General features: G+C 57.6%; 21 protein-coding genes. 20 read left to right on the plus strand and 1 reads right to left on the minus strand.

Annotation, left to right across the window (positions count from 1 at the left end; genetic code table 11):
- Positions 1 to 3 precede the first annotated feature (3 nt).
- From C7H10_RS16300 to C7H10_RS16315, 4 genes are all read left to right on the plus strand, one after another.
- The gene (locus tag C7H10_RS16300) at positions 4 to 1,230 is read left to right on the plus strand and encodes a patatin-like phospholipase family protein (protein WP_106695686.1); all 1,227 of its coding nucleotides are present in this window, start codon (positions 4 to 6) and stop codon (positions 1,228 to 1,230) included.
- A gap of 78 nt (positions 1,231 to 1,308) precedes the next feature.
- Positions 1,309 to 2,214 (plus strand): 50S ribosomal protein L3 N(5)-glutamine methyltransferase, encoded by a 906-nt coding sequence (gene prmB / locus C7H10_RS16305; RefSeq protein WP_072677386.1) that lies wholly within the window; start codon positions 1,309 to 1,311, stop codon positions 2,212 to 2,214.
- 36 nt (positions 2,215 to 2,250) lie between these two features.
- Positions 2,251 to 3,345: a chorismate synthase gene (gene aroC / locus C7H10_RS16310; protein WP_106695687.1), complete on the plus strand. Its 1,095-nt coding sequence runs from the start codon at positions 2,251 to 2,253 to the stop codon at positions 3,343 to 3,345.
- Between the two features lie 30 nt (positions 3,346 to 3,375).
- Entirely contained in the window at positions 3,376 to 4,521 is a 1,146-nt protein-coding gene (locus C7H10_RS16315) for an MFS transporter (protein WP_279629221.1), read from the plus strand.
- On the opposite strand, the gene C7H10_RS16320 is transcribed toward C7H10_RS16315, so the two are convergent.
- Entirely contained in the window at positions 4,522 to 5,397 is an 876-nt protein-coding gene (locus C7H10_RS16320; RefSeq protein ID WP_106695689.1) for a LysR family transcriptional regulator, read from the minus strand.
- A 472-nt stretch (positions 5,398 to 5,869) separates the two neighbouring features.
- On the opposite strand from C7H10_RS16320, the gene leuC reads away from it, so the two are divergent.
- The 16 genes from leuC (at position 5,870) to C7H10_RS16400 (ending at position 26,436) form a co-directional block, all read left to right on the plus strand.
- Entirely contained in the window at positions 5,870 to 7,288 is a 1,419-nt protein-coding gene (gene leuC / locus C7H10_RS16325) for a 3-isopropylmalate dehydratase large subunit (RefSeq protein ID WP_106695690.1), read from the plus strand.
- A 17-nt stretch (positions 7,289 to 7,305) separates the two neighbouring features.
- On the plus strand, positions 7,306 to 7,953 hold the full coding sequence (gene leuD / locus C7H10_RS16330) for a 3-isopropylmalate dehydratase small subunit (RefSeq protein WP_058089707.1): 648 nt from the start codon (positions 7,306 to 7,308) through the stop codon (positions 7,951 to 7,953).
- Between the two features lie 17 nt (positions 7,954 to 7,970).
- A complete protein-coding gene (leuB, locus tag C7H10_RS16335; protein WP_106695691.1) occupies positions 7,971 to 9,044 on the plus strand; it encodes a 3-isopropylmalate dehydrogenase in 1,074 nt (357 codons plus the stop codon).
- 126 nt (positions 9,045 to 9,170) lie between these two features.
- On the plus strand, positions 9,171 to 10,286 hold the full coding sequence (gene asd, locus C7H10_RS16340) for an aspartate-semialdehyde dehydrogenase (RefSeq protein ID WP_106695692.1): 1,116 nt from the start codon (positions 9,171 to 9,173) through the stop codon (positions 10,284 to 10,286).
- Positions 10,287 to 10,599: 313 nt separating this feature from the next.
- A complete protein-coding gene (locus tag C7H10_RS16345) occupies positions 10,600 to 13,680 on the plus strand; it encodes a FimV/HubP family polar landmark protein (protein ID WP_106695693.1) in 3,081 nt (1,026 codons plus the stop codon).
- A gap of 88 nt (positions 13,681 to 13,768) precedes the next feature.
- The gene (truA, locus tag C7H10_RS16350; protein ID WP_106695694.1) at positions 13,769 to 14,677 is read left to right on the plus strand and encodes a tRNA pseudouridine(38-40) synthase TruA; all 909 of its coding nucleotides are present in this window, start codon (positions 13,769 to 13,771) and stop codon (positions 14,675 to 14,677) included.
- Positions 14,674 to 15,303: a phosphoribosylanthranilate isomerase gene (locus C7H10_RS16355; protein WP_106695695.1), complete on the plus strand. Its 630-nt coding sequence runs from the start codon at positions 14,674 to 14,676 to the stop codon at positions 15,301 to 15,303. The genes truA and C7H10_RS16355 overlap by 4 nt, the downstream gene beginning before the upstream one ends.
- Positions 15,296 to 16,504: a tryptophan synthase subunit beta gene (gene trpB, locus C7H10_RS16360; protein ID WP_208622852.1), complete on the plus strand. Its 1,209-nt coding sequence runs from the start codon at positions 15,296 to 15,298 to the stop codon at positions 16,502 to 16,504. The genes C7H10_RS16355 and trpB overlap by 8 nt, the downstream gene beginning before the upstream one ends.
- A 17-nt stretch (positions 16,505 to 16,521) precedes the next feature.
- Positions 16,522 to 17,334, plus strand: a complete 813-nt coding sequence (trpA, locus tag C7H10_RS16365) for a tryptophan synthase subunit alpha (RefSeq protein WP_106695697.1) — start codon at positions 16,522 to 16,524, stop codon at positions 17,332 to 17,334.
- Positions 17,335 to 17,372: 38 nt separating this feature from the next.
- Entirely contained in the window at positions 17,373 to 18,302 is a 930-nt protein-coding gene (accD, locus tag C7H10_RS16370; protein ID WP_106695698.1) for an acetyl-CoA carboxylase, carboxyltransferase subunit beta, read from the plus strand.
- The gene (gene folC, locus C7H10_RS16375) at positions 18,283 to 19,581 is read left to right on the plus strand and encodes a bifunctional tetrahydrofolate synthase/dihydrofolate synthase (RefSeq protein ID WP_106695699.1); all 1,299 of its coding nucleotides are present in this window, start codon (positions 18,283 to 18,285) and stop codon (positions 19,579 to 19,581) included. Before accD ends, folC begins: the two co-directional genes overlap by 20 nt.
- Before the next feature lie 92 nt (positions 19,582 to 19,673).
- Complete coding sequence (locus tag C7H10_RS16380; protein ID WP_106695700.1) at positions 19,674 to 20,354, plus strand: SPOR domain-containing protein; 681 nt, start codon at positions 19,674 to 19,676, stop codon at positions 20,352 to 20,354.
- A gap of 92 nt (positions 20,355 to 20,446) precedes the next feature.
- Positions 20,447 to 21,016, plus strand: a complete 570-nt coding sequence (locus C7H10_RS16385; protein WP_106695701.1) for a CvpA family protein — start codon at positions 20,447 to 20,449, stop codon at positions 21,014 to 21,016.
- A gap of 34 nt (positions 21,017 to 21,050) precedes the next feature.
- Positions 21,051 to 22,574: an amidophosphoribosyltransferase gene (gene purF, locus C7H10_RS16390; RefSeq protein WP_061331147.1), complete on the plus strand. Its 1,524-nt coding sequence runs from the start codon at positions 21,051 to 21,053 to the stop codon at positions 22,572 to 22,574.
- Positions 22,575 to 22,603: 29 nt separating this feature from the next.
- Positions 22,604 to 23,827 carry an O-succinylhomoserine sulfhydrylase gene (locus tag C7H10_RS16395; RefSeq protein ID WP_106695702.1) on the plus strand — a complete coding sequence of 408 codons (1,224 nt, stop codon included), beginning with the start codon at positions 22,604 to 22,606 and terminating at the stop codon, positions 23,825 to 23,827.
- 23 nt (positions 23,828 to 23,850) lie between these two features.
- Positions 23,851 to 26,436 (plus strand): DNA translocase FtsK, encoded by a 2,586-nt coding sequence (locus tag C7H10_RS16400; protein ID WP_106695703.1) that lies wholly within the window; start codon positions 23,851 to 23,853, stop codon positions 26,434 to 26,436.
- Positions 26,437 to 26,447: the final 11 nt, after the last annotated feature.

Genomic DNA, 26,447 nt, shown 5'->3' on the forward strand with positions numbered 1-26,447 from the left:
GGAATGTCCGGGGACACTAAGCCAGACGACCAACCGGTCGGCAGTGAGCAAGCGGCTGCAGAGGATGGCGTCAGCAAAGTATTGGCAAGTTCTGACGTATCGCCGGCCGAAGCTCCGGCCAATTCTGCACGCAAGCCCTCGCAAACCGGAAACGGCAAAACGGTCGCCTTGACCCTGGGTAGTGGCGGTGCCCGGGGTTACGCCCACATTGGCGCCATTGAGGTACTGCAGGAACGGGGTTACAACATTATCGCTATCTCCGGCTGTTCCATGGGCGCCCTTATCGGCGGTATGTACGCGGCTGGCAAGATGAAAGAATACAAGGACTGGGTGACCGGGCTGGGCCAGTTCGATGTCCTGAAACTGCTGGACGTTACCTTCACCTCGGTCGGCGCTATTCGGGGAGAGAAGGTCTTCTCGGTGGTCCGTGACATTCTGGGCGACACCCGGATCGAAGACTTGCCCATTGCGTTTACTGCGGTTGCCACCGATCTCCTTGCCCACAAGGAAATCTGGTTTCAGGAAGGGCCGCTGGATCGCGCCATCCGTGCATCCATTGCCATCCCGAGTGTTGTGACGCCTCTGGTGCTGGATGGCAGGGTGCTGGTAGACGGTGCATTGCTGAATCCCCTGCCGATTATCCCGACGATCTCTGCCCACGCTGATTTGATCATGGCCGTCAACCTGAGTGGCGAGGATGAACAGCCAAGGCGAATTCCCGATGCGGCATTTGCCGATGAAGACTCCGGCAGCGATATGGATGAATGGGTCGACGCCATCCGGGATAAAGCCTCGCGGTGGTTTGACTGGGATGCCATTAAATCCCTGACTTCCAGGAAACTCGATACCGGGGAATCTCCCGAAGAAAAAATCACCCGGGAGATGGCGAAAAAGCATAAAGAGAAGGATTTGAAAGTCCGGCACGAGGAGCCCGAGAAGGCCGCTCATCACCAGAAACGGGATGACCACGAGACCATTGACTGGGACAAGCTGGGCATTGGCAAATTTGATGTGATGAACCTGACCATCGAAACCATGCAGAGTGCTCTGGTTCAATACAAGATTGCCGGGTATCCGCCTGATCTCCTGGTTAATATCCCCAAGAATGCCAGCCGAAGTTACGATTATCACAAGGCACCGGAACTGATTCAGCTGGGCCGGGAGCGTATGGCTGCCGCACTGGACCGGTTTGAGCAAAGCCGCAGCAGTTCCGGTCCGTTGGCCCTTTAATCTGTATGCGGGCTGCAGGCCTGTGCTTAATAGGCGTATAATGCCGCGCTACATTAGCCTGACCAGGAAGACGTTTTTGTGACCAGTCCAGTTGACGATCTACACACCATCCGGGACTTTCTGCGCTATGCCGCGTCACGGTTTGCGGCATCGCCGTTGTATTTCGGGCATGGTACCGACAACGTGTGGGATGAAGCCGTGCAGCTGGTGTTACGCAGTGTCCACCTGCCATTGGAGAACAACAATGTGTTTCTGGATGCGCGCCTGGTGCGCACAGAGCGCGAACTGATTGTTGAGCGCATTGAGCGCCGCATTAATGAACGCGTACCAATCGCCTATCTTCTGGGCGAAGGCTGGTTTATGGGTATGCCGTTCAATATTGATGAGCGGGTGCTGGTTCCCCGGTCGCCGATTGGCGAGCTGCTGGAGAATGGCCTGCAGCCCTGGTTGGGCAGCCAGCCCGTTCAGCGGATACTGGATTTGTGCACGGGCAGCGGTTGTATCGGTATCGGCGCGGCCACCGTCTTTGATGAAGCCGAGGTTGATCTGTCTGATATTTCCGAGGCCGCCCTCGAAGTGGCGGACTCAAATATCGAGTTGCACGGCCTGGAAGGGCGGGTTCAGACCATCCGTTCGGACGTGTTTGAGAGCATCGAAGGCCGTTACGACGTGATACTCAGCAATCCGCCCTACGTGGATGCTGAAGACATGGCGGACATGCCGGAAGAGTACCGTCACGAACCGGAGTTGGGTCTGGCTGCAGGCGATGATGGTCTTGATATTGCCCACCGTATTATCGCCGGGGCTGCAGAGCATCTTACCGAGAACGGTCTGTTAATCGTGGAAGTGGGTAACTCCTGGGGCGCCATGGACGACGCCTATCCGGACCTGCCGCTTACCTGGCTGGAATTTGATAGCGGCGGCGATGGCGTGTTTCTGGTAACGGCTGCCGACCTGCGCGAGTGGCAGGCCAGAAACAGTTAAAAAATATTTTATAAAACCTTTATAAAGTGCTGAATTATGTCGGGAAATACGTTTGGTAAACTGTTCACCGTAACCACATTCGGTGAGAGCCATGGGGCTGCCCTGGGGTGCATTATCGATGGCTGCCCTCCGGGCCTTGAGCTGTCAGAAGCCGATATGCAGAAGGATCTGGACCGCCGCAAGCCTGGGACTTCCCGCCACACCACGCAGCGGCGTGAGGCCGATGAAGTGCGCATCCTCTCTGGCGTGTTCGAGGGTAAAACCACCGGGACGCCGATTGGCCTGATCATCGAGAATACCGACCAGCGCTCCAAGGATTACTCCAAGATTTCCGAGCAGTTCCGGCCGGCGCACGCCGACTACACCTACACGCACAAGTATGGTGTCCGGGATTATCGGGGTGGTGGCCGGTCATCGGCCCGTGAAACAGCCATGCGCGTTGCTGCCGGCGCGGTCGCCCGCAAGTTTCTTGAACAGCGTCTGGGCATTCGCATTCGTGGCTATTTGTCTCAGCTTGGGCCGATCAAAGCGGAAAAACACGATTGGGATCAGGTGCATCAGAACCCGTTCTTCTGTCCGGACGCCGATAAGGTGCCGGAAATGGAAGCCTATATGGACGCCCTGCGCAAAGAAGGGGATTCCATCGGTGCCCGCATCAACGTGGTCGCTGACGGTGTGCCGCCGGGACTGGGTGAGCCGATCTTTGATCGGTTGGACGCAGACTTGGCCCACGCACTGATGAGCATCAACGCGGTAAAGGGTGTGGAAATCGGCGCCGGGTTTGGCTGCATTGATCAGAAAGGCACTGAACACCGGGATGAAATGACGCCGGAAGGGTTCTTGTCCAATCATGCGGGCGGCGTGCTCGGCGGAATTTCCTCCGGCCAGCCGATTGTTGCCAGCATTGCGTTGAAGCCCACATCCAGCCTGCGTTTGCCGGGCCGGAGTATTGACGTGCATGGTAATCCGGTTGAGGTGATTACCACCGGTCGCCACGATCCCTGTGTGGGCATTCGCGCCACGCCCATCGCCGAGGCCATGATGGCCATCGTGTTGATGGACCATTACCTGCGCCACCGGGGGCAGAATGGCGATGTGGAAGTGAGCACTCCGGTCATCGGCCAGCTTTGATCAAAGGGAGGCGACACCATCTACTGGCGGCTGTCTAACCTCTACTTCTGGTTCTTCGCCCTCCTTGGAGGGCTTTTGCCTTATTGGTCCCTCTACCTGGAGGGGCAGGGGTTTTCCTACCTGCAAATCGCCACTTTGATGGCGACCATTCAGCTCACCAAAATTGTCGCGCCAAGTGTCTGGGGCTGGCTGGGGGATCGTTCCGGCCAGCGGGTGCGATTGGTCCGTTTTGGCGCCATTACCGGCTCGCTGTTCTTTGCCGGCGTGTTCATGGAACCCGGGTTCTATGGCCTGCTTCTGGTGATGCTGGCCTTCACCTTCTTCTGGAACGCGATCCTGCCGCTGTATGAGGTGATTACCCTACGGGCACTTGGCACGAGGAAAGACAAGTACGGCAAGGTTCGGCTCTGGGGCTCGGTGGGTTTTATCGGTGCCGTGGCTGTCGTGGGTGCCATTCTGGAGTGGGTTCCGGTCAGTTATCTGCCCTGGCTGCTGTTGCCCGTCTTTGCGGGCATCGCGGTATCGGCGTTTCTGGTGCCTGCAGAGCGGGGCGAGCGTAAACCGCCGGCTCCCAAAGGCAGCCTGAAAGCCATCGTCACCCATCCTGCTGTGATTGCCTTCTTCCTGATGAATTTCCTGCTGCAGGTATCTCACGGTGCCTACTACACCTTCTTCAGTATTCATCTGGAACAACATGGCTACGGCAAGCTGTCGATTGGCTTGCTCTGGTCGCTGGGTGTGCTGGCGGAAATCGGACTGTTTCTGGTGATGCACCGGTTGTCGCATCGGTTCAGTGTGCGCCAGATTGTCATCGGGGCTCTGTTCCTGACCATGATTCGCTGGATACTCATTGCCGAACTGACCATGGTCGTGCCCATTCTCATCTTCGCCCAGCTGCTTCACGCAGCGTCCTACGGTGCGTTGCATGCGATTTCTGTGCAATACATTCAGGGGTTCTTTGGCAAGCATCACCATGGCCAGGGGCAGGCCTTGTACAGCGGTCTGACCTTTGGTGCCGGCGGCGCCCTCGGCGCCTGGATGTCCGGTTTTCTGGTGGAGGGTATCAGCACCTCCGCCGCGTTCTGGGGTGGCGCTGCCGCCATGGCTGTGGCCATCCTGATCACCTGGCGCGGCTTGCAACCCATGCCGAAGGTTGATGAGGAGACCGGGCGCTAATCAGTTCCTGATTTCTTCCGCTTCCACAATCTCAAGCAGCGCCCGGGCACCATTGCTCAATTGCCGGCCACTCAGCGCAACGGCGCCAAGTACCCGGGAAACCGGGTGTCCAACGTCAAGTACCCGAAGACTGTTGTCCAGCATGCTCACCGGCAGCACACTCCAGCCCAGGCCGACACTGGTCATCATTTTGATGGTTTCCAGGTAGTTTGTGGGCATCAAGGGTTTCAGTGGCTGGTTCGCTTCCAGAAATAATCGGCTGACCACCCGGTAGGTCGCAGTGCTGGTGTCCGGCAACAGGGCCGGGTGTTGGGCCAGGTCTTCAAGCCGTGGGTGTTTCAGTTGTGCCAGCGGATGCTCCGCGCCAATGACAAAGGCCATCGGGTCTGGCCATTGCACCAAAATCCGGAACTCCGGGTTCATGCTATCGCTGAGGGTGACGAACGCGATCTCGGCGTTACGCTTGTTCATCTGGTGGTAGGCGGCGTCGGATTCCATGAACTGAAGGTCCAGCGTTACTTGTGGGTATTCGCGGCGGTAGCGCCTTAGCCAGTTTGGCAGGTGGTGAAGGCCGATGTGGTGGCTGGCAATGAGCTGGAGTTCGCCTTCGACGGTGTCGGCGTTTGGGCTGAGGGCGAGGCGGGCGTTGTGTATTTCATCGAGGATTTTGCGTGCGTGGGGCAGGAGTCTGGCGCCGGCTTCGGTGACGCGGATTTCCCGGTTGCTTCGGTCGATGAGTTTGGTGCCAAGCTGGGTTTCGAGGGCGGCGAGGCGTTTGCTGATGGCCGGTTGTGTCAGGTGGAGTGTTTCGGCGGCTTCTGAGAAGGAGCCCTGGTCGACTATGGTCAGGAAGGCTTTTAAGGCGTTTGCGTCCATTTTGGTTCTTCTCTTGCCGCTTTGTTTGGAGTTGGGAGCAGCTTCACTGAGCCCCTCCCAAAAAACGCTACGAGCACATCCATGTGCGCTTCGCTCCGGCCATCCATGGCCTACGAGATTTTTGGGAGGGGCTCAGTGAAGCTGCTCCGTTAACCGTTGAGCATGCCGTCAGGGTGCGATTTACACAGAATCCACGGAAAATTTATGGGGCGCGACTGGGTAGGTCAGGCCTTTCAAAACCGTTGAGGGCCATGGACGGCCCGAAACGAGCCCACATGGACGTGCTTGTAGGCGTGTTTTGAAAAGCCTGACCTACCCAGTTGCGTCTTGCACTAAACAACCGGAATATTAAGCCCATAACCTAAAGGAATGCAAAGAATGAAAAACATGAATTGAGGTTATTCGGGGCGAAAGAGTAAGATAGGCGAACTGAGAGCATAAACAGAAACCCCCAGAGAGTGAGAGAGCAACCATGGCGGGCAAGACTTTATACGACAAGTTGTGGGACGACCATTTGGTCAAACAGCGGGACGATGGCTCCGCGTTGATCTACATCGACCGGCAGTTGCTGCACGAAGTGACGTCGCCGCAGGCGTTTGAAGGTCTGCGCCTGGCCAACCGCAAGCCCTGGCGGATTGATGCCAACATCGCGACGCCGGATCATAACGTGCCGACCACCGATCGTGACAAAGGCATCGACGGTATTGTTGACCCGGTGTCACGCACCCAGGTGGAGACTCTGGACAAGAACTGTGACGAGTTCGGGATTCTGGAATTCAAGATCAAAGACCAGCGCCAGGGCATCGTGCATGTGATCGGGCCGGAGCAGGGGGCAACCTTGCCGGGTATGAGCATTGTCTGTGGTGATTCCCACACCTCAACCCACGGCGCCTTTGGTTGCCTGGCTCATGGTATCGGTACCTCGGAAGTTGAGCACGTGCTGGCGACGCAGTGCCTGGTTCAGAAGAAGATGAAGAACATGCTGGTGAAGGTGAACGGCAAGCTTGGCGCGGGTGTGACCGGCAAGGATGTGGTTCTGGCGATCATAGGCAAGATCGGCACCGCCGGTGGTACCGGTTACGCCATTGAGTTCGGTGGTGAGGCGATTCGTGGCCTGAGCATGGAAGGCCGGATGACCATCTGCAACATGGCCATCGAAGGTGGTGCCCGTGTGGGGATGGTGGCGGTGGATGACATCACTATTGACTACGTGAAAGGCCGTCCGTTCTCGCCAAAAGGCGAAACCTGGGACAAGGCGGTTGAGTACTGGCGTACCCTGCACAGCGATGACGATGCGGTATTCGATAAGGTAGTTGAGCTGGACGGTTCCGCTATCAAGCCGCAAGTAAGCTGGGGTACGTCTCCGGAGATGGTGACCGGTGTTGATGGCAGCGTGCCGGACCCGGCGAAGGAAGAAGACCCGATCAAGCGTGAAGGCATTGTTCGTGCGCTTAAGTACATGGGCCTGCGGCCGAACCAGAAGATTACCGACATCCAGCTGGACCGTGTGTTTATCGGTTCCTGCACCAACAGCCGCATTGAAGACTTGCGCGAAGCTGCGGCCGTGGTGAAAGGCCGCAAGGTGGCCGCCAGTCTGAAACAGGCGATGGTGGTGCCGGGTTCTGGTCTGGTGAAAGCCCAGGCAGAGCAGGAAGGTCTGGATAAGATCTTCATCGAGGCGGGCCTGGAATGGCGTGATCCCGGTTGTTCCATGTGTCTGGCCATGAACGCCGACAAATTGGGGCAGGGCGAGCATTGTGCGTCCACGTCCAATCGGAACTTTGAGGGCCGTCAGGGCTTTGGTGGGCGTACCCACCTGGTGAGCCCGGCGATGGCGGCGGCAGCAGCCGTGTCTGGCCATTTTGTTGATGTTCGTGAGTTGCTGAACTGATCCACAGGAGAGAGACCATGCGCGCATTTACGCAACACCAAGGTATTGTTGCCCCCATGGACCGGTCCAATGTGGATACGGACATGATCATTCCCAAGCAGTTTCTGAAGTCGATCAAGCGCACGGGCTTTGGCCCGAACCTGTTTGATGAGCTGCGGTATCTGGATGAAGGCAAGCCGGATCAGGACTGTTCCAATCGCCCCGTGAACCCGGATTTCGTTCTGAACCAGGATCGATACAAAAGCGCCAGTGTGCTGTTGGCTCGCAGGAACTTCGGTTGCGGTTCCAGTCGGGAGCATGCCCCGTGGGCGCTGGATGATTTCGGCTTCCGGGTGATTATTGCCCCGAGCTTTGCCGATATTTTCTACAATAACTGCTTTAAGAATGGCCTGTTACCCATTGTTCTGGATGAAGAAATAGTTGATAAGCTGTTTCAGGAGACCGAGGCTAACGAAGGTTATGAATTAACGGTGGACCTGGAAGCTCAGACAGTAACGACCCCCTCTGGTGAGTCTTACAGTTTTGATGTCGATAATTTCCGTCGTCACTGTCTGCTCAATGGGCTCGATGATATCGGTGTGACCCTTGAAGACGCCGATGCCATTCGCGCCTACGAAGATGCTCGCCGCCAGACTGCCCCCTGGTTGTTTAACGCTGGAAACTGATAAACAAGGATTCTGATATGTCCCGTAATGTGTTGCTTCTGCCGGGTGACGGCATTGGTCCGGAAATCGTCGCTGAAGCGGAGAAGGTTCTGAACAAGGTTAATGACCAGTTCAATCTTGGCCTGACCTTTGACAAGGCCCTGGTGGGTGGTGCGGCTATCGATGCCACGGACTCACCGTTGCCGGACGAAACCCTGGAAAAAGCGCGCAATGCCGACGCCATTCTGCTGGGTGCCGTCGGTGGCCCCCAGTGGGACAGCCTGCCGATGGCCAAGCGCCCGGAGAAGGGGCTGCTGGGTCTGCGTTCGAACCTGCAGCTGTTTGCCAACCTGCGCCCAGCCATTCTGTACCCGCAACTGGCGTCTGCGTCTTCCCTGAAGCCGGAAGTGGTTTCTGGCCTGGATATCCTGATCGTGCGCGAGCTGACCGGCGGTATCTATTTTGGACAGCCCCGCGGTGTGCGCGAGCTGGAGAATGGTGAGCGCCAGGGCTACAACACCTATCAGTACACTGAGTCTGAGATTCGCCGAATCGGCCGCGTCGCCTTTGAAGCGGCCCAGCAACGCGGCAAGAAGCTGTGCTCTGTCGACAAGGCAAACGTACTGGAAGTGACCGTGCTGTGGCGCGAGATTATGGAAGACCTTAAGCGTGAATACCCGGATGTCGAGTTGTCCCATATGTACGTGGACAACGCCGCCATGCAGCTGGTTCGGGCTCCCAAGCAATTCGATGTGATTGTGACTGGCAACATGTTTGGTGATATTCTTTCTGACGAAGCGGCTATGCTCACCGGCTCCATCGGCATGTTGCCGTCGGCGTCGCTGAACTCTGAAAAGCAGGGCATGTACGAGCCTTGCCACGGTTCGGCGCCGGATATTGCCGGGCAGGGCATTGCCAACCCGTTGGCCACCATCATCAGTGCAGCCATGATGCTGCGTTACAGCCTGAATGAGGAAAAAGCCGCAGAAGCGATTGAAGCGGCGGTCAGCAAGGTACTGGATCAGGGGCTGCGCACCGCAGACATCATGTCAGACGGTGGTAAGAAGGTTTCAACCCGGGAAATGGGTGAAGCTGTTCTCAATGCACTTTGAGTCAGCCCTGATTCGCTAAACCGAGACCCGACAGTGGCGCGATGCTGCCACTGCGGGATCATCCATCCTGTCCCTGCCAGCGATAACGGTAGCGGGCGGGCATAATGTGAGGTTCAAAGGTCGCACATGAAGCGAGTTGGACTTGTAGGTTGGCGTGGCATGGTAGGCTCAGTCCTCATGCAGCGCATGCGTGAAGAAAACGATTTTGCCGACATCGATCCGGTGTTTTTTACCACTTCCCAGGCGGGCAAGCCGGCCCCGGACGTAGGCAAAGAAGGCGTTCCGGCACTCCAGGATGCCTTTGATATCGACATCCTGAAAGGCATGGACGTAATCCTGACCTGTCAGGGCGGTGATTACACCTCAGCGGTGTACCAGAAGCTGCGCGATGCAGGTTGGAACGGCTACTGGATTGACGCGGCATCGTCCCTGCGGATGGTGGATCACTCCGTCATTGTGCTGGATCCGGTTAATCGCAACGTGATCGATGCCGCCCTGGATAAGGGCGTAAAAGATTATATTGGCGGTAACTGCACCGTGAGCCTGATGATGCTGGCCCTGGGTGGTCTGCTGGAGCAGGATCTTATTGAGTGGGTCTCTCCGATGACCTATCAGGCGGCTTCCGGTTCCGGTGCCCAGAACATGCGGGAACTGCTGAGCCAGATGGGTGCGTTGAACGACAGCGTCAAGTCGGAGCTTGCTGACCCCTCGTCGGCGATCCTGGAAATCGACCGCAAGGTAACCGATACCATGCGTTCCGGTGATTTCCCCACCGAGCACTTCGGTGTGCCCCTGGCGGGCAGCCTGATTCCGTTTATCGACAAGCAGCTCGATAACGGCATGAGCAAGGAAGAGTGGAAGGCGGGCGTTGAGACCAACAAGATTCTTGGCCGCAGCGACAATCCGATTCCTATCGACGGCATCTGTGTTCGTATTGGCGCTATGCGCTCTCACAGCCAGGCGCTGACTATCAAGCTCAAGAAAGACCTGTCGGTTGCGGAAATCGAGGGTATCCTTGCCAAGGCCAACGACTGGGTGAAAGTCATCCCGAATGATCGTGATGCCACCATGCAGGAACTCACGCCGGCGAAAGTGACCGGCACCCTGAGTATCCCCATTGGGCGGATTCGCAAATTGTCCATGGGGCCGGAATACATTTCTGCGTTTACCGTGGGTGACCAGTTGCTGTGGGGGGCCGCTGAGCCTCTGCGCCGCATGCTGCGGATTCTGCAGGAACGTTAAATAGTGTTACACAGTGGTAATTAATGCCAACTGTGTCCGGTTTTTCGTATGCCGGAGTGGGGCGGAGGCTGATTTCAGCGTCCGCCCCTGTTATTTTCAGGGCTGTTAAGGAGTTCCGCCCGATTGGTAAAAAAACGGTGCAAGGATTGCGGCTGATTGATTGATAAAAGAGGCTTTATCAACAATACTTGCCAAACTGAACGGTATAATTGCGATATAACAACGAGAACTAAAAAGACGGAAGTCATCCAACCTCGTCCGATTCTGTTGAGATACAGCAGTAAAGAATAACGGAGACTGGAAAGGAAAAAGCATGAAGGTACGCAAGCTTGCGGTTGCCATGGCGCTGGCGGGAGGGCTCGGTTCCGGTGTCGCTCAGGCGTTGGGGCTGGGGGAAATTGAACTGCAGTCCTGGCTGAATGAGCCCCTGGATGCGGAAATATCACTCCGTGAAAGTCGTGGGGTGGATCCCGGTGATGTATTTGTAAATGTTGCGCCGGAAGCCGCTTATCAGCGGATTGGCATTGATCGCCACCAGTTTCTGAGCAGGCTGAGGTTTGAGGTGGTTACCGCTTCCGACGGCAGTCTCGTTGTTAACGTCTCTTCCCGGGAGCCGCTCCGGGAACCTTACCTGAATTTTCTGTTGGAGCTGACCTGGCCTAATGGCCGACTGATGCGGGAATATTCGGTACTGGTAGATCCACCAGTGTATGCCGAAGATTCCGGTGTTCAGGAGCAGGTGAGTGCGCCTTCGGCAGCGCCAGCAAGTCCAAGGCAGGCAGCGCCCCGTAGCCAGGAGTCTGTGCGTCGCCAGGCCCAGGCCGAGAGTTCACTTGCCCGGGGCTATCAGGCTGACACGTTCGGCCCGACCGGTCCATCAGACACGCTCTGGACTATCGCCCAGCGTGTCCGCCCGGACAGCTCTGTGTCTATGCAGCAGGTTATGCTGGCCCTTCAGGACCAGAACCCCAATGCCTTTATGGGCGGCAACATCAATCGGTTGAAGCGTGGTGAGGTGCTGAGAGTTCCAACCATGGAACAGATCCGCAGCCGGAGCCAGGCGGAAGCCAACCGCGTTGTTGCACAGCAAAACGAGGCGTTCCAGTCTCGTACCGTCGACGCCACCCGTACCGCAGAGGCTGAATCCGCTCCGGCGCCTACCCAGGCGGGCGCAGCCGGTGACGAATTGCGCTTGCTGGTAGCGGATGGCGAATCTCGCGATGTTACCGAGGGTGGCTCCGCTGGCGGTGATGGCGATTTGCCGGGCGGCAGCGACGTGGGCTCAGCGGTAGCGATGGAAGAGCTGGAAGCCACGCGTCGCGAAAACGAAGAATTGAACAGTCGCCTGGCTGATCTTCAGGATCAGGTTTCCACCCTGCAGCGTCTGTTAGAGCTCAAGAACAGCCAGCTTGCAGATTTGCAGGGTATGACGGCTGAAGAGGCAGCGGCGGCGGATCAACTCCCGGACGACGAGGCCGAAGCGCCGACCGGAGAACTGGCGGCAGTTGATGGTGCTGATGACGTCGCCGAGGACGATTCAGAAGCACTCGAAGATATGCCCGCAGCTGAGGGTAGCGAGCAGGCCGTATCGGATGAGCTGACAGACGACAGTGGCGTTGATAGCGCCGGTGAGGAAGTCGCGACTACCGAATCCGCGCAACCCGCCGACGAAGCGGCAGAGCAGGAAGCCGATGAGGCAGACGTGGCCGCCGCTCCGGCAGCGGAGCAGCCCCGCGAACAGCCTCGCCAGCCAGCGCCGGTTGCCCCTCCCGCCGTGGAGAAGGGTTTCCCCGGTAATGTGATTGACGCCATTTCAAACAATCCGATGTACCAGATTGCCCTGGGTGGCGGCCTGGTTCTGCTCTTGCTGTTGCTTCTGCTGGTTGCACGCCGGAACGCCAATCGTGAAAAGGCGTTCTACGACCAGCTCAACAGCGAGGACGGTAGCGAAAGCGATTCGTTTGATCTGAGCCTGGAAGACGAAGCTGTTGATCAGCAGGAAGGCGCTGACGCCCTGGCCGAAGCCGACACCTACATTGCCTATGGTCGTCATGATCAGGCAGCACAGGTGCTTGAAACCGCCATTTCCCGGGAGCCGAGCCGCACTGATCTCCGGTTGAAGCTGCTTGGGGTATACGCGGACAGCCAGGATCGTGATTCGTTCGAGAAACAGTACGGGGAAATTGAGGCCCTGGAAGACGAAGCCGCTATTGAGCAGGCAACCGTTCTTCGCGAGCGTCTTGAAGAAGCCGAGTCTATGCCAAGCATCGACGACCTTGAGTCGCAACTGCGGTCTGATTCCTTCAGTACTTCGGTGGCGACAGAGGAAGAGCCTGGTCAGGAAGACGAGTTACCGTCTGATGATGATTGGCAGCTGTCCGATGACCTGAAAGCAGACGAGTTTGAGGCCAGTCCCGAGCCTGAGCAGGAGAACGAGTTCGGAGAGCTGGAATCGGACGTCGAGAAGGAGGGTGATTCTCCCGACGATCTGATTGAATACGACCTTTCCGGTCTTGAGGTATCTGAAAAAGACGAATCCGCCGTCGACACTTCCGAAGAGCAGGATTTCTCTTCTCTCGAAATGGATCTTGAGGACTCGGGCGAGGCCAAAGCCGACGAAGAGGATCTCAGTTTCGATTTCGAGTCCGCACTTGAAGACGAAGCCACCGAGGAGCCGGCGGTTGAGACAGCGGAAGAGGATACTCTGGATTTCGGACTGGAAGATGAGTCTGATAAAGCAGAGCAGGTTGGAGACGCGGAAACCGTTGAGGATGAATTGTCGGGCGACGTGGATGCCCTGGATGAGTCCTTCCTGGACGAGCTTGATGCCGAACTGGACAAGGTTGCCGAGGAAGAAGGCGAGCCGGAAGGGCTGGACCTTGACGAGTCTACGCTGGACGACCTGGAGCTTGATGTGTCTGACGAGGATCTCGCCCTGATGGAAGAGTTCTCTGAGTCTGACGAGCAGCCCGCAGGTCCGGAACAGGAAGCGGCATCCCTGGATGAAGAGCTTGGTCTGGAAGACGCGTTCAGCAGCGAAGAGCCGGCTGACTCAGAACCAACAAGTGAGCCGGCTCAGGAAGGTGAGTCTGAGGCCACTGAGCAGGAGGCTGATGCCATGGATGACGATCTGGTTCCGCTGGCGTCCGAATCGCTGGATGGCAAGCAGGAGCAGAGTTCCGCGCTTGATATCGATGAGGAGTCATTGGGCGAGGACGATGATTTCGATTTCCTTGCCGGGACTGACGAAGCGGCCACCAAACTCGATCTGGCCCGGGCCTACATCGAGATGGGGGACAGCGACGGAGCCCGTGATATCCTGGAAGAGGTCGCTCTGGAAGGAAACGACGAGCAGAAGGCGGAAGCGCAGGAGCTCCTTAAAAATCTTTCCTGATCCGTTATAATCTCGTGATATCGGTAACAGCGCCGGCCATAAGGCCGGCGCTTTGTTTTTCAGTGAACTCTTTTCGACGGACCAATCCTTGTTTCTCAATTCTCAGCCTTTGACCACAGATAATGCGATCGGTAACGGTCGGGTAGCCATTGCGTTTGAATACGATGGTCGCGGGTTTCATGGCTGGCAACTCCAGAAAAGCGGTGTCCGGTCAGTGGAGAGCGAGCTGGCCAGGGCCGTGTCCAGAGTTGCTGATCACCCGGTTGACCTGGTGTGCGCGGGGCGTACGGATGCCCGCGTTCATGCCAGCTTTCAGGTGGCTCATTTTGATACTCCCTCGGTGAGGAGTCTCCGCTCCTGGGTCATGGGCATGAATACCGCCTTGCCGGATGATATTTCCGTGCACTGGGCGGGCAATGGTGTGGCAGATTTTCATGCACGGTTCTCGGCGGTTTATCGGCGCTACCGGTATGTTATTCTGAATCGTCCGGTAAGGCCCGGGATTCAGCGGGGGCAGGTGAGCTGGACTTTTCGGCCGCTTGACGTTGCCAGTATGCACAGGGCGGCTCAGGTGCTTGTCGGTGAACACGACTTCAGTTCGTTCCGGGCAGCCGGTTGTCAGTCCAGAACGCCGGTTCGTTATCTGGAGCGGATTTCGGTAACCCGAAAGGGCGACTATGTCGTAATAGATGTTCAGGCCAACGCTTTTCTACACCATATGGTGCGCAACATTGCCGGCGCCTTGATGGCCGTAGGGGCGGGCAAGCAGCCTGAACCATGGATTGGTGAGGTGTTGGCCAGCAAAGATCGCAAGTTGGCGGGTGTGACCGCACCACCGGACGGACTCTATCTTGTGGATGTTGGCTACCCGGATCAGTACGGAATACCGAGGGCTCTGTGCGGCCCCGGTTTCGTCAGTCCCTGGTTCACCGACGGTGAGAACGGACCTATTGAGCCAACGCACATTCACCCCAAACAACCGGTGTCAGAAACATGACCACCCGTGTGAAAGTTTGCGGCTTGACCCGGCCGGAAGATATTGACGTCGCGGTAAGGTGCGGCGCAGACGCCATCGGTCTGGTTTTCTATGAGCCGAGCCCACGCTCGGTTACGGTTGAGCACGCCAGGGCGCTGGCGGATCGAATACCTGCCTTCGTCACGCTGACCGGTTTGTTTGTGAATCCGGATGCCCGGTTTGTCGAGAGTGTGCTGGATCAGGTTCCGCTGGATCTGTTGCAGTTCCACGGCGATGAATCCCCGGACTTCTGTGACAGCTTCGGACGCCGCTGGATCAAAGCGGTCAGGGTTCGCGAAGAGGGTCAGATAGAGAAGGCCTTTGATGACTATCGCAAGGCCTCCGGCCTTCTGGTCGATGCCTGGGATCCGAATCGTTATGGGGGAACCGGGCAATCCTTCAACTGGGCATTGATTCCTGAGCACCGGCCGTTACCCCTGATATTGGCCGGTGGGTTGTCTTCTGCTAACGTAGCCCGCGCCATTGAAGAAGTCAGGCCCTGGGCTGTCGACGTAAGCGGAGGGGTGGAGCAGAGCAAGGGCAAGAAAGACGCCACCAAACTATCCGATTTTATGAAAGAGGTTCACTGTGTCTGTAAAACTGACTGAAGAGATGTTGAAGGCGCTTCCGGATGCGAAAGGTCACTTCGGTGCCTTCGGTGGCCGGTTTGTTTCCGAAACCCTGATGGACTCGTTGATGACGCTGGAGAAAGAGTATCTCCGGCTGAAAGATGATGCCGAATTCCAGGCCACTTTCGATAAAGACCTGGCGGACTATGTGGGGCGTCCCAGCCCATTGTATTTTGCCGAGCGACTGACCAGGGAAACCGGTGGTGCCCAGATCTGGCTGAAGCGTGAAGACCTCAACCATACCGGTGCTCACAAGGTGAACAACACCATTGGCCAGGCGCTTCTGGCCAGTTTCCTGGGCAAGAAACGAATTATTGCTGAAACTGGGGCCGGACAGCATGGTGTGGCAACCGCAACGGTGTGCGCGCGGCTTGGGCTTGAGTGCCATGTGTTCATGGGGGCGGAAGACGTCAAACGTCAGTCCCTCAACGTCTACCGCATGAAGCTACTCGGGGCCACCGTGCATGCGGTCCAGAGCGGCACCAAAACCCTGAAAGATGCCATGAACGACGCCATGCGTGACTGGGTGGCCAATGTTGATGAAACCTTCTATATCATCGGTACCGTGGCTGGCCCGCATCCCTATCCACTGCTGGTTCGCGATTTCCAGTCGGTGATTGGTCGGGAAACCCGTCGCCAGGCCCTTGAGCAGGCAGGTAAACTGCCGGATGCGCTGGTAGCCTGTGTTGGTGGCGGCTCCAATGCCATCGGCATGTTCTATCCGTTCCTGTCTGATGAGAATGTTGAGCTTTACGGTGTTGAAGCAGGTGGCCTGGGTATCGAAACCGGTCAGCATGCCGCACCTTTGTGTGCCGGGCGCCCGGGGGTTCTTCACGGAAACCGTACGTACCTGATGGAAGACGAAAACGGCCAGATCGCAGCAACCCATTCGGTCAGCGCTGGCCTGGATTATCCGGGAGTAGGCCCAGAGCACTCCTGGTTGAAAGACATCGGTCGCGCCAATTATGTCTCGGTCACCGATGACGAAGCGCTGTACGGTTTCCGTAAGCTGACCCGTGTTGAAGGTATTATGCCGGCGCTGGAAACCGCCCATGCGGTTGCCTACGCGCTTAAGCTGGCAGCAACCATGGACAAGGACAAGATGATCGTGATCAATGTCTCCGGCCGTGGCGACAAGGATATTCACACCATTGCCCAGTTGGATGGCATTGAGATCTGAAGGTATCAGGAGCAGGCATGAGCCGAATTGAAGGCGTACTGAAATCATTGAAAGAGCAGGGTCGAAAGGCGCTGATCCCGTATATCACCGCCGGTGACCCAGAGCCGGGGCAGACGGTCAGCCTGATGCACACCCTGGTGGATGCTGGCTCAGACATCATTGAGTTGGGCGTGCCGTTTTCCGATCCCATGGCGGACGGGCCTGTTATCCAGCTTGCCTGTGAGCGAGCCCTGGTGCACGGCACGTCCCTGCGCCAGGTAGTCGGAATGGTCAAGGAATTCCGGAAGACCAACACCACCACACCGGTGGTACTGATGGGGTATCTGAACCCGATGGAAGCCATGGGTTACGAGGCGTTTGCGGATGCTGCGGCCGATGCGGGTGTAGACGGTATCCTCACCGTTGACCTGCCACCGGAAGAGGCCGAAGACGTCGCTCCATTGTTTTCCGCCCGTAACATGGACCCAATCTTCCTGCTGGCGCCCACCACCACGGATGAGCGCATCAAGGCAATCAGCGAACACTCATCCGGTTATGTGTACTATGTTTCAATCAAGGGCGTGACTGGGTCGGCAACCATCAATGTTGATGAAGTGGCGAAAAAAGTGGCCCATGTGCACGAACTGACGGCGCTGCCGGTCGGTGTCGGATTCGGAATCCGGGATGCGGAGACAGCGGCTGCCGTTGGCAAAGTATCCGATGGTGTAATTGTCGGAAGCGTGCTGGTCGATACAATAGCCCGACACCAGACAGATCCCGAAGCCCTGGCCAAGGCGCTGAAGGATCTGTTGCACCCGATGCGTGAAGCCCTGGATAGTCTGGCGTCCTGAGGGGCCGGCTTCCAGGCATCAAAGGACAGGATGAAAGCATGAGTAACTGGCTGGATAAGATCATGCCGAGCAAGATTCGCTCGGAATCGCGGCAACGTACCGGGGTGCCGGAAGGGCTGTGGAAGAAGTGCCCCAAGTGCGGGGCGTTTTTATACAAGCCTGAACTCGAGAAAAACCTGGACGTCTGCCCGAAGTGTAACCACCACCTGCGTGTCTCTGCCCGGCGCCGGCTGGACATCTTCCTCGACAAGGACGGCCGCGAAGAAATAGCCGCAGAACTGGAGCCTTCTGATCGGCTCAAGTTCAAGGACAGCAAGCGCTACAAGGACCGGCTTTCAGCAGCCCAGAAAGCAACCGGCGAAAAAGACGCCCTGGTCGCTATGAAGGGTTCAACGATGGGCGTTCCCCTGGTGGCTTGTGCTTTCGAGTTCAACTTCCTGGGCGGTTCCATGGGCCAGGTGGTTGGTGAGAAGTTCGTACAGGCGGCCAATGTTTCCCTTGAGCACCGTATTCCCCTGGTCTGCTTTTCTGCCAGCGGTGGCGCCCGTATGCAGGAGGCCATTCTGTCGTTGATGCAGATGGCAAAGACCGCTGCAGTGCTGGAGAAGCTCAAGCAGGAAGGCATTCCCTACATTTCGATCATGACTGATCCGGTGTTCGGCGGAGTGTCTGCCAGCCTCGCGATGCTGGGCGACCTGAATATAGCCGAGCCTTATGCGCTGATCGGTTTTGCGGGCCCCCGGGTGATCGAGCAGACCGTCCGCGAGAAACTGCCGGAAGGTTTCCAGCGCAGTGAATTCCTGCTGGAACACGGTGCTATCGATATGATTCTGCACCGGCACCAGATGCGCGAGCGGGTAGCCCACGTTCTTGCCAAGTTCACCGGCCAGGAAAAGCCAGGCACGGAAGATCCCATCGAGTTCGAGATCACGGAAAAACCCGACACAGATGAACCCTCCCAGCACTGACGCAAGGCCCGTACCGGTCCCTCCCGGGGCCGGTGCGTCTGTTGAAAAGTGGCTTCAGTATCTGGAAGCCATTCATCCCACCGAAATTGACCTTGGCCTGGATCGGGTTCTGGTGGTTTTGCGCCGTCTGTTTCCGCGAAAGCCAGCAGCGCGAATCATCACTGTAGCGGGCACCAACGGCAAAGGCACGACCGTGGCGGCCCTGGAGTCGCTTTTGCGGGCCGCCGGGCGAACCACCGGAGCTTATACTTCTCCCCATCTTCAGCGTTATAACGAGCGGGTGCGGATTAACGGTCAGGATATCAGCGATGCCGCGTTGATATCCGCCTTCGAACAAGTGGAGGCGGCACGGGGTAAGGTTTCCCTGACCTACTTTGAATTCGGAACCCTGGCAGCCTTCGTGGCACTCGCAGACGCGGGTGTTGAAGACTGGATTCTGGAGGTCGGCCTGGGTGGACGTCTGGATGCCGTTAATGTGCTGGACGCTGACTTCGCGGTGATCACCTCTATTGATATCGACCATATCGGCTTTCTGGGCGATAACCGGGAAGTGATCGGCTTCGAAAAGGCCGGTATTCTGCGGCCCGGGATTACTGCGGTCTGTGCAGATCCAGAGCCTCCCGCCTCTGTGCTTCAGCAGGCCGCCGCGCAGAAGGTCAATCTTAAGGTGACCGGGCGTGATTACCGGCTCAGGCCGGTTGGCGATTCCGTTGAGCTGACGATTGAGGGGCTCAGTATAACCCTGCCGGCCGGCCCGCTACCTGTCGAAAGTGTTGCGGCAGCGGCGGTGTTGGCGCGGGTGTTGGCGCCAACCATGACTGTCAGCCTGTTAGCGGATACAGCCAGGTCTGTAACGGTGCCAGGGCGTTTTGAGCGGTTGAGAACAAGGCCGGATGTGATCGTGGATGTTGGTCACAATCCCCATGCCGCACGCTGGTTGGCTCAGCGGCTTGAGTTGCAGCGGTCAGGGCAGGGCAAGGTGTTCGGTCTTTATGCCGCTCTGGCGGATAAAGACGTGGAGGGGGTAATGCGGGCCATGGCGCCAGTTGTCGAACGCTGGTGGTTCGCCGGTCTCGATGTGCCGCGCGGGCTGGAGGTGCAGACTCTGGTGGAGCGGGCGCGGGCTTGCGGAATTGCCGGTTGCACGGCGTCTGAGTCTGTGGCTGATGCCATGGCTTCGGCACTGGCGGAGGCCGGCGAGAAGGACACCATTGTGGTATTCGGTTCGTTCTACACCGTTGCGGAGGCCCGGGCCCGACTTACCGGCGAAGTCTCTTAAACTTTGTCCATGGCAGGCGCCGGAGCTTTGTGTTAACGGCACTCGGCGGTTAGTATCAGTATCAAACTGTTAGGTTAAGGGAGCGCTTTCTCGTGAACGGATTGAAACAAAGAATCATTGGTGCGCTGGTTCTGGTCTCCCTGGCTGTGATTTTTGTGCCGATGATATTTGACGAGCCCCATTCCGAGCGCCAGTCCCGGCCTGTCACCATCCCCGAGGAGCCGCCGTTCCCTGAAGTGGACGTTCCCCCGGAGCCGGCCCTTGGCGGCAGCGACTACGGCATGAATTCCGCCCCTCAGGACACTCCCACTACGGAATCAGCTCCCGGCTATCGACTGATTGAAGGCGTTGAAGAGCCCGTGCCAGAACCATCCAGCGCCCGCGAGCCCGCGGCCCAGGTAGCAGAGCCGGTTACCCGCACGACGGATAGCCATGCCGCCGGCTCAGAGCCTCAGCCACAGGTTTCTCAACCCTCTGAGCCGGCAACTTCTGCCAGCTCCGCCGATGAATCCGCTGAGTTCACCCGGTCACTTGAAGGTGCCTGGGTTGTCCAGTTGGGCAGCTTTGGTAATGCCGATAATGCCCGCCGTCTGCGCGACAATGTTCGCGACATGGGGTACGGCGCCCACCTACAGCAAGTAGAGCGTGGTGACACCACATTGACCCGGGTGTTCAGCGGGCCGTTTGTCAACAAATCCGAGGCCGAAGCCGCCAAGAAAGCCCTGGATGATGCCTTCTCGCTGAATAGCCTGGTTACCTCCGGCGGAAAGTGACCCGGTGACTTGCAATTTATGAGCCTCAGGCGGTTTGGTGACGCCCGGTTTCCTGTTAGAATTCGCGCTTCCTTTTCTCCATCGGGTTTTTCATGGACGCGCTGATCTGGATTGACTGGGTCATCATTGCTCTGATTGCTGTTTCCACGCTGATCAGTCTGAAGCGGGGCTTTGTTCGCGAAGCCCTGTCGCTGGTGACCTGGGTTGCGGCATTCATCATTGCCCGCACGTTCCATCCTCAGATGCAGTCATTGCTTGAATCCACCGTGGAAACACCACTGGTGCGTCTGATTGCGGCCTTTGCGATTCTGTTTTTCGGCACCCTGATTGTGGGCGCTATTGTCAATAATATGATTGGTCATCTGGTGCGGGCGACCGGATTGTCAGCCACCGACCGCGTTCTCGGCATGGGGTTCGGGTTGCTACGGGGTGTGGTGGTAGTGATTGTTGGTATCGCGTTTACCCGCTACACACCGCTTGCCGAAGATACCTGGTGGAGAACGTCCGTGATGATCGACCGTCTGGCGGTGGTCGAAGACTGGTCCCGTCGAACCCTGGGTGATGAATTTGCCCGGTTCCTGGGCCCCGAAGCAGGGGCCGGGTACAGCACCGAATCCTCAACAGAGCAGGAAGGCGTGGAACCCACGCCTGCATCCCGTTAACATTCAGATTTAACACTCGGAGAGTTCCCCAGCCATGTGCGGCATTGTCGGTATTGTCAGTACTTCAAACGTCAACCAGCTTCTTTACGATGCACTGACTGTTCTTCAGCACCGTGGCCAGGATGCGGCGGGTATTGTGACTTTTCAGGATAACCGGTTTTTTCTTCGCAAGGACAATGGTCTGGTCCGGGACGTATTCCATACCCGGCATATGCGCAGGCTGGTAGGCAATGTGGGGATCGGTCACGTCCGTTACCCCACCGCTGGCAGTTCAAGCTCTGCCGAGGCCCAGCCGTTTTACGTGAACAGCCCCTACGGCATTACTCTGGCACACAACGGCAACCTGACCAATGCCGATGACCTGAGCAGCGACTTGTTCCGCACCGATCTGCGCCACATCAACACCAATTCCGATTCCGAAGTGTTGCTCAACGTATTTGCCCATGAGCTGCAGAAGCTTGGGAAACTGAACCCGACCAAAGATGAGATTTTTTCCGCCGTCCGCGCCGTGCACAAGCGCTGCCGGGGTGCCTATGCCGTTATCGCGATGATTACCGGCTACGGCATTGTCGGTTTCCGGGACCCCAATGGCATTCGCCCGGCCTGTTACGGTGTGCGGGAAAGCGAAGATGGCCAGAAAGAATACATGATCGCCTCGGAGAGCGTGGCTCTGAACGCCGCCGGCTTCGAGATCGTTCGGGATATCGCACCGGGTGAAGCGGTTTACATCGAAACAGACGGTACCCTCTACACCGAGCAATGTGCGGAATCCCCCAAGCTGTATCCATGCATCTTCGAGCACGTCTATTTTGCTCGCCCCGACTCCATCATGGACCGGGTGTCGGTATACAAGGCACGCCTGCGCATGGGCGAAACCCTGGCAGACAAGGTGCTCAGGGAGCGGCCGGACCATGACATTGATGTGGTGATCCCGATTCCGGACACCAGCCGGACTTCGGCCATGCAGATGGCCTATCAGTTGGGCGTCAAATACCGCGAAGGCTTTATCAAGAACCGCTATATCGGGCGGACGTTTATCATGCCCGGCCAGAAAATGCGGAAGAAGTCGGTGCGCCAGAAGCTTAATCCCATAGACCTGGAGTTCCGCGGCAAGAATGTCATGCTGGTGGATGATTCCATCGTCCGGGGAACTACCTGTAAGGAAATCGTTCAGATGGCCCGGGACGCCGGTGCCCGGAACGTCTACTTCGCCTCAGCAGCGCCGCCTGTGCGTTACCCCAACGTGTACGGCATTGATATGCCCTCGGCCAGTGAGCTGATTGCCCACGACCGTTCGGTGGAGGAGGTTCGGGAGCAGATTGGTGCTGACTGGCTGGTATATCAGGACCTGGAAGACCTGATTACCTGTGTCAACGATGTCAACGACGATATCGATGGTTGGGAGTGCTCGGTGTTTACCGGTGATTACGTAACCGGTGACGTGGACGAAGCCTACCTGCGCCGGCTCGAAGACCTGCGTAAAGACGAGAAGCGTCCCGGTGGGCAGATCATCGACGGTGATAATGCCATTATCGACCTCCATAATGACGAAGACTGAAACCCTAACGCCCGTGCCAGGAGAACACTATGACAGTCGGCCGTGAAGAACATCTCTGGATTCCTGAATCGGATCTGGACGGTATGTCAGTGGATACCCTGGCCGTGAGGGCAGGGCAGGTCCGCACCGGTCAGCTGGAGCACAGCGACGCCATCTTTCCGACCTCCAGTTTCGTCTATGGCAGTGCGGCCCAGGCGGCAGCCCGTTTTGGTGGTGAGGAGCCCGGTAACATCTATTCCCGCTTTACCAATCCAACGGTTCAGGGTTTTGAGGCCCGCATCGCTGCCATGGAAGGTGGAGAAAAGGCCGTTGCCACTGCCTCGGGCATGGCGGCCATCCTGAGTACCTGTATGGCGTTGCTGCAGTCCGGGGATCACGTTATCTGTTCCCGTGGCGTGTTTGGCACCACCAACGTGTTGTTCCAGAAGTATATGGCGCGTTTCGGGGTTGAGACCACGTTCGTTAGCCTGACCGATGCAGACGGCTGGGAGGCAGCAGTCCGGCCAGAAACCCGGATGCTGTTTATTGAAACGCCATCCAACCCGCTTTGTGAAATCGCTGATATGGACGCGTTGTCTGCGTTGGCGAGGGCCAACGATGCCCTGTTTGTGGTGGATAACTGTTTCTGTACGCCGGTATTGCAGCGACCCCTTGAGCAAGGTGCGGATCTGGTGATCCATTCAGCCACAAAGTACCTGGATGGCCAGGGCCGCTGTGTTGGCGGAGTGGTGGTAGGGCCTGCCAGGTATCTGGATGAGATCTACGGGTTCCTGAGATCTGCCGGGCCCACCATGAGCCCGTTCAATGCCTGGGTGTTCCAGAAGGGGCTGGAAACCTTACCGATCCGTATGCGAGCCCACTGCAACAATGCGTTAGAGTTGGCGAATTGGCTGGAAAGCCAGCCGAGCGTGGAAAAGGTGTTCTACGCCGGTCTTGAAAGCCATCCCCAGCATCAGCTGGCGAAGAAGCAACAGGACGGGTTTGGCGGAATTGTGTCGTTTCTGGTTAAAGGGGGCAGAGAAGAAGCCTGGCGCTTTATTGATGCCACCCGAATGATTTCAATCACAGCGAATCTGGGTGATGTGAAAACCACCGTCACCCACCCGGCGACGACAACCCATGGCCGGTTATCTCCCGAGGATAAAGACAAGGCGGACATCACCGAGAATCTGATCCGGTTGTCTGTTGGCATTGAAGCCATTGATGACCTGAAAACCGATCTGACACGGGGTTTTCAGGCGCTGAAAGACTAAACTCACTGACGGTTTGAGCATTCATGGCGGAATCCGCTAAAGCGAAACAAGCAGCATCGACGGAACTGACAGAAAAACAACAGCGCTTTCGCCGCCTGATGGCCCAAGGGGCCAGAGAGGGTGCGGTTATCGGCATGATTGTGCTGTGCATCTATCTGGCGATGGCGCTGTTTACCTTCAGTGCGTCTGACCCCGGGTGGGCGAGTATCGGCCACGATACTCGCGTGGATAACGCCGCCGGGCGCTCCGGCGCCTGGCTCGCAAGCCTGCTGGTGGACTTCTTCGGGCAGGTTTCCTGGCTGTTCCCGGTGATGATTGCCGGTTATGCCGTCATGCTGATCCGTCGCAGGCATGAGTCACTGGACCTCCATTGGCCACTGTTCATGGTTCGCTTTGGCGGGTTTCTGCTGATTCTGTTGTCGGCCACCAGCCTGCTTTCCCTTTATTCGGTATTTGGCCTTGGTGCCTCCTCCGGCGGTGTACTGGGCACGGCGGTTTCAGAAGCTATGGTGCGCTTCTTCAATCTGCCAGCCACCACGCTGTTGCTGATCGCGATTTTCCTGTTCGCCCTGACCGTGACCGTCGGCCTGTCCTGGTTCCGTCTGATGGACCATGTTGGTGGGTTGACGCTCAGAACCGGACGTTGGCTTCAGTCGCTGTTCAAGGGCAGCGAGCGCAAGGTCAAAAGCCCTGGTGTGCCTCCTGCTGCCCGCCCTGAGCCAGAGCCTCCGGTTATCAAGGACCGGGTGGCGCAGACCAATCCGGTAGCAGAGAAAGCACCTCAGAAAGACTCCTGGTGGCGCCGTTTATTCCGCCGCAAACCAAAAGCGGCCGATAGAGGTACACAGAAGGATAGAAGCAAAGCTCGTAAGGAACCGGCGATTGACGGGCTTCCTGAAATTGAACCAGAACCCGCAAGACTGGAAAGTTTCAGCTCGGGGGATCGGGATGAAACGCCTCGCAAGGCGGCCGCGCCCCAGCAGCCCAAGCCCGCGAACCGGGCACTGAAAATTGCACCGTTCAAGAAGGATGATCAGGGGCCTGCCGACAAGAAAGCTAACAGCAAGCAGGGCTCTTTGCTGGAAGACATTGAGAGCCTGATTCCGCCGATATCCTTGCTGGACCCGCCTGAGGAACATAAAGAAAAGGGTTACTCGGAAGAATCACTGGAGCACATGTCGCGCCTGCTCGAAGAGAAGCTGGCGGATTTCGGTGTCACGGTTGAGGTGGTCGAGGTCAATCCTGGCCCGGTTATCACCCGATTCGAGATCAAGCCCGCCGCCGGGGTGAAAGTCAGCAAGATTTCCAACCTGGCCAAGGATCTGGCCCGTTCATTGGCAGTGTTGAGTGTACGGGTGGTGGAAGTCATACCCGGAAAGTCCGTGGTGGGCATCGAGATTCCCAATGAGGAGCGGGAAATCGTTCGTCTGAGCGAAGTGCTTGGGGCCCGGGTGTTTACCGAGTCGTCATCGCCGCTGACCCTGGCGCTGGGTAATGATATTGGTGGTAATCCGATGGTGGCCAACCTGGCCAAGATGCCGCACCTGCTGGTAGCCGGTACTACGGGTTCGGGTAAATCGGTCGGGGTTAACGCCATGCTGCTGAGCATGCTGCTCAAGGCCAGCCCCGATGAAGTGCGCTTTATCATGGTGGACCCGAAGATGCTGGAACTGAGCATCTACGATGGCATCCCGCACCTGCTGGCACCGGTTGTGACGGACATGAAAGAAGCCGCCAATGCACTGCGCTGGTGTGTGGCGGAGATGGAGCGGCGCTACCGTTTGATGGCCAGCCTGGGCGTGCGCAACATCGCCGGTTACAACAAGAAGGTGAAAGACGCCCGCGCCGAGGGCGAGCCGTTACTGGATCCTCTCTGGAAACCGGATGAATACCTGGCCAACGACGAACAGGAGCGGCCAGAACTGGAAACCCTGCCGTTCATCGTTGTCGTAATCGACGAATTTGCTGACATGATGATGATTGTCGGCAAAAAGGTGGAAGAGCTGATCGCCCGCATTGCCCAGAAGGCCCGTGCCGCCGGTATCCATCTGATTCTTGCTACCCAGCGGCCATCCGTGGATGTGATCACAGGCCTGATCAAGGCCAATATCCCGACCCGGATGTCGTTCCAGGTGTCGTCCAAGATCGACTCCCGTACCGTGCTTGATCAGGGCGGCGCCGAGCAGCTGCTGGGCCACGGCGATATGTTATACCTGCCGCCGGGTTCCGGCCTGCCGGTTCGGGTACACGGAGCCTTCGTTGACGATGACGAAGTACACCGGGTGGTCAGTGCCTGGAAAGCCCGGGGTGAACCGGAATACGTGGATGATGTGCTTAACGGCGCCGAAGGTGAGCACCTGCCGGGCGTGCCAACCCTCAGTGAAGGCGGTGCAGGCGGTGGTGACGAAGGAGACGCGCTGTTCGACGAAGCGGTCGCTTTTGTGACGGAGAACCGGCGGGTGTCGATCTCCTCCGTACAACGTAAATTCAAGATCGGCTACAACCGTGCCGCGAACCTGGTGGACGCCATGGAAGCCTCGGGAGTGGTCAGTCCGGCGGGTCATAATGGTGCCAGGGAAGTTCTGGCGCCGCCGCCCCCAAGAGACTAGGAGCAGCATAC

It is taken from the genome of Marinobacter shengliensis (assembly GCF_003007715.1).
Taxonomy (GTDB): Bacteria; Pseudomonadota; Gammaproteobacteria; order Pseudomonadales; family Oleiphilaceae; genus Marinobacter; species Marinobacter shengliensis.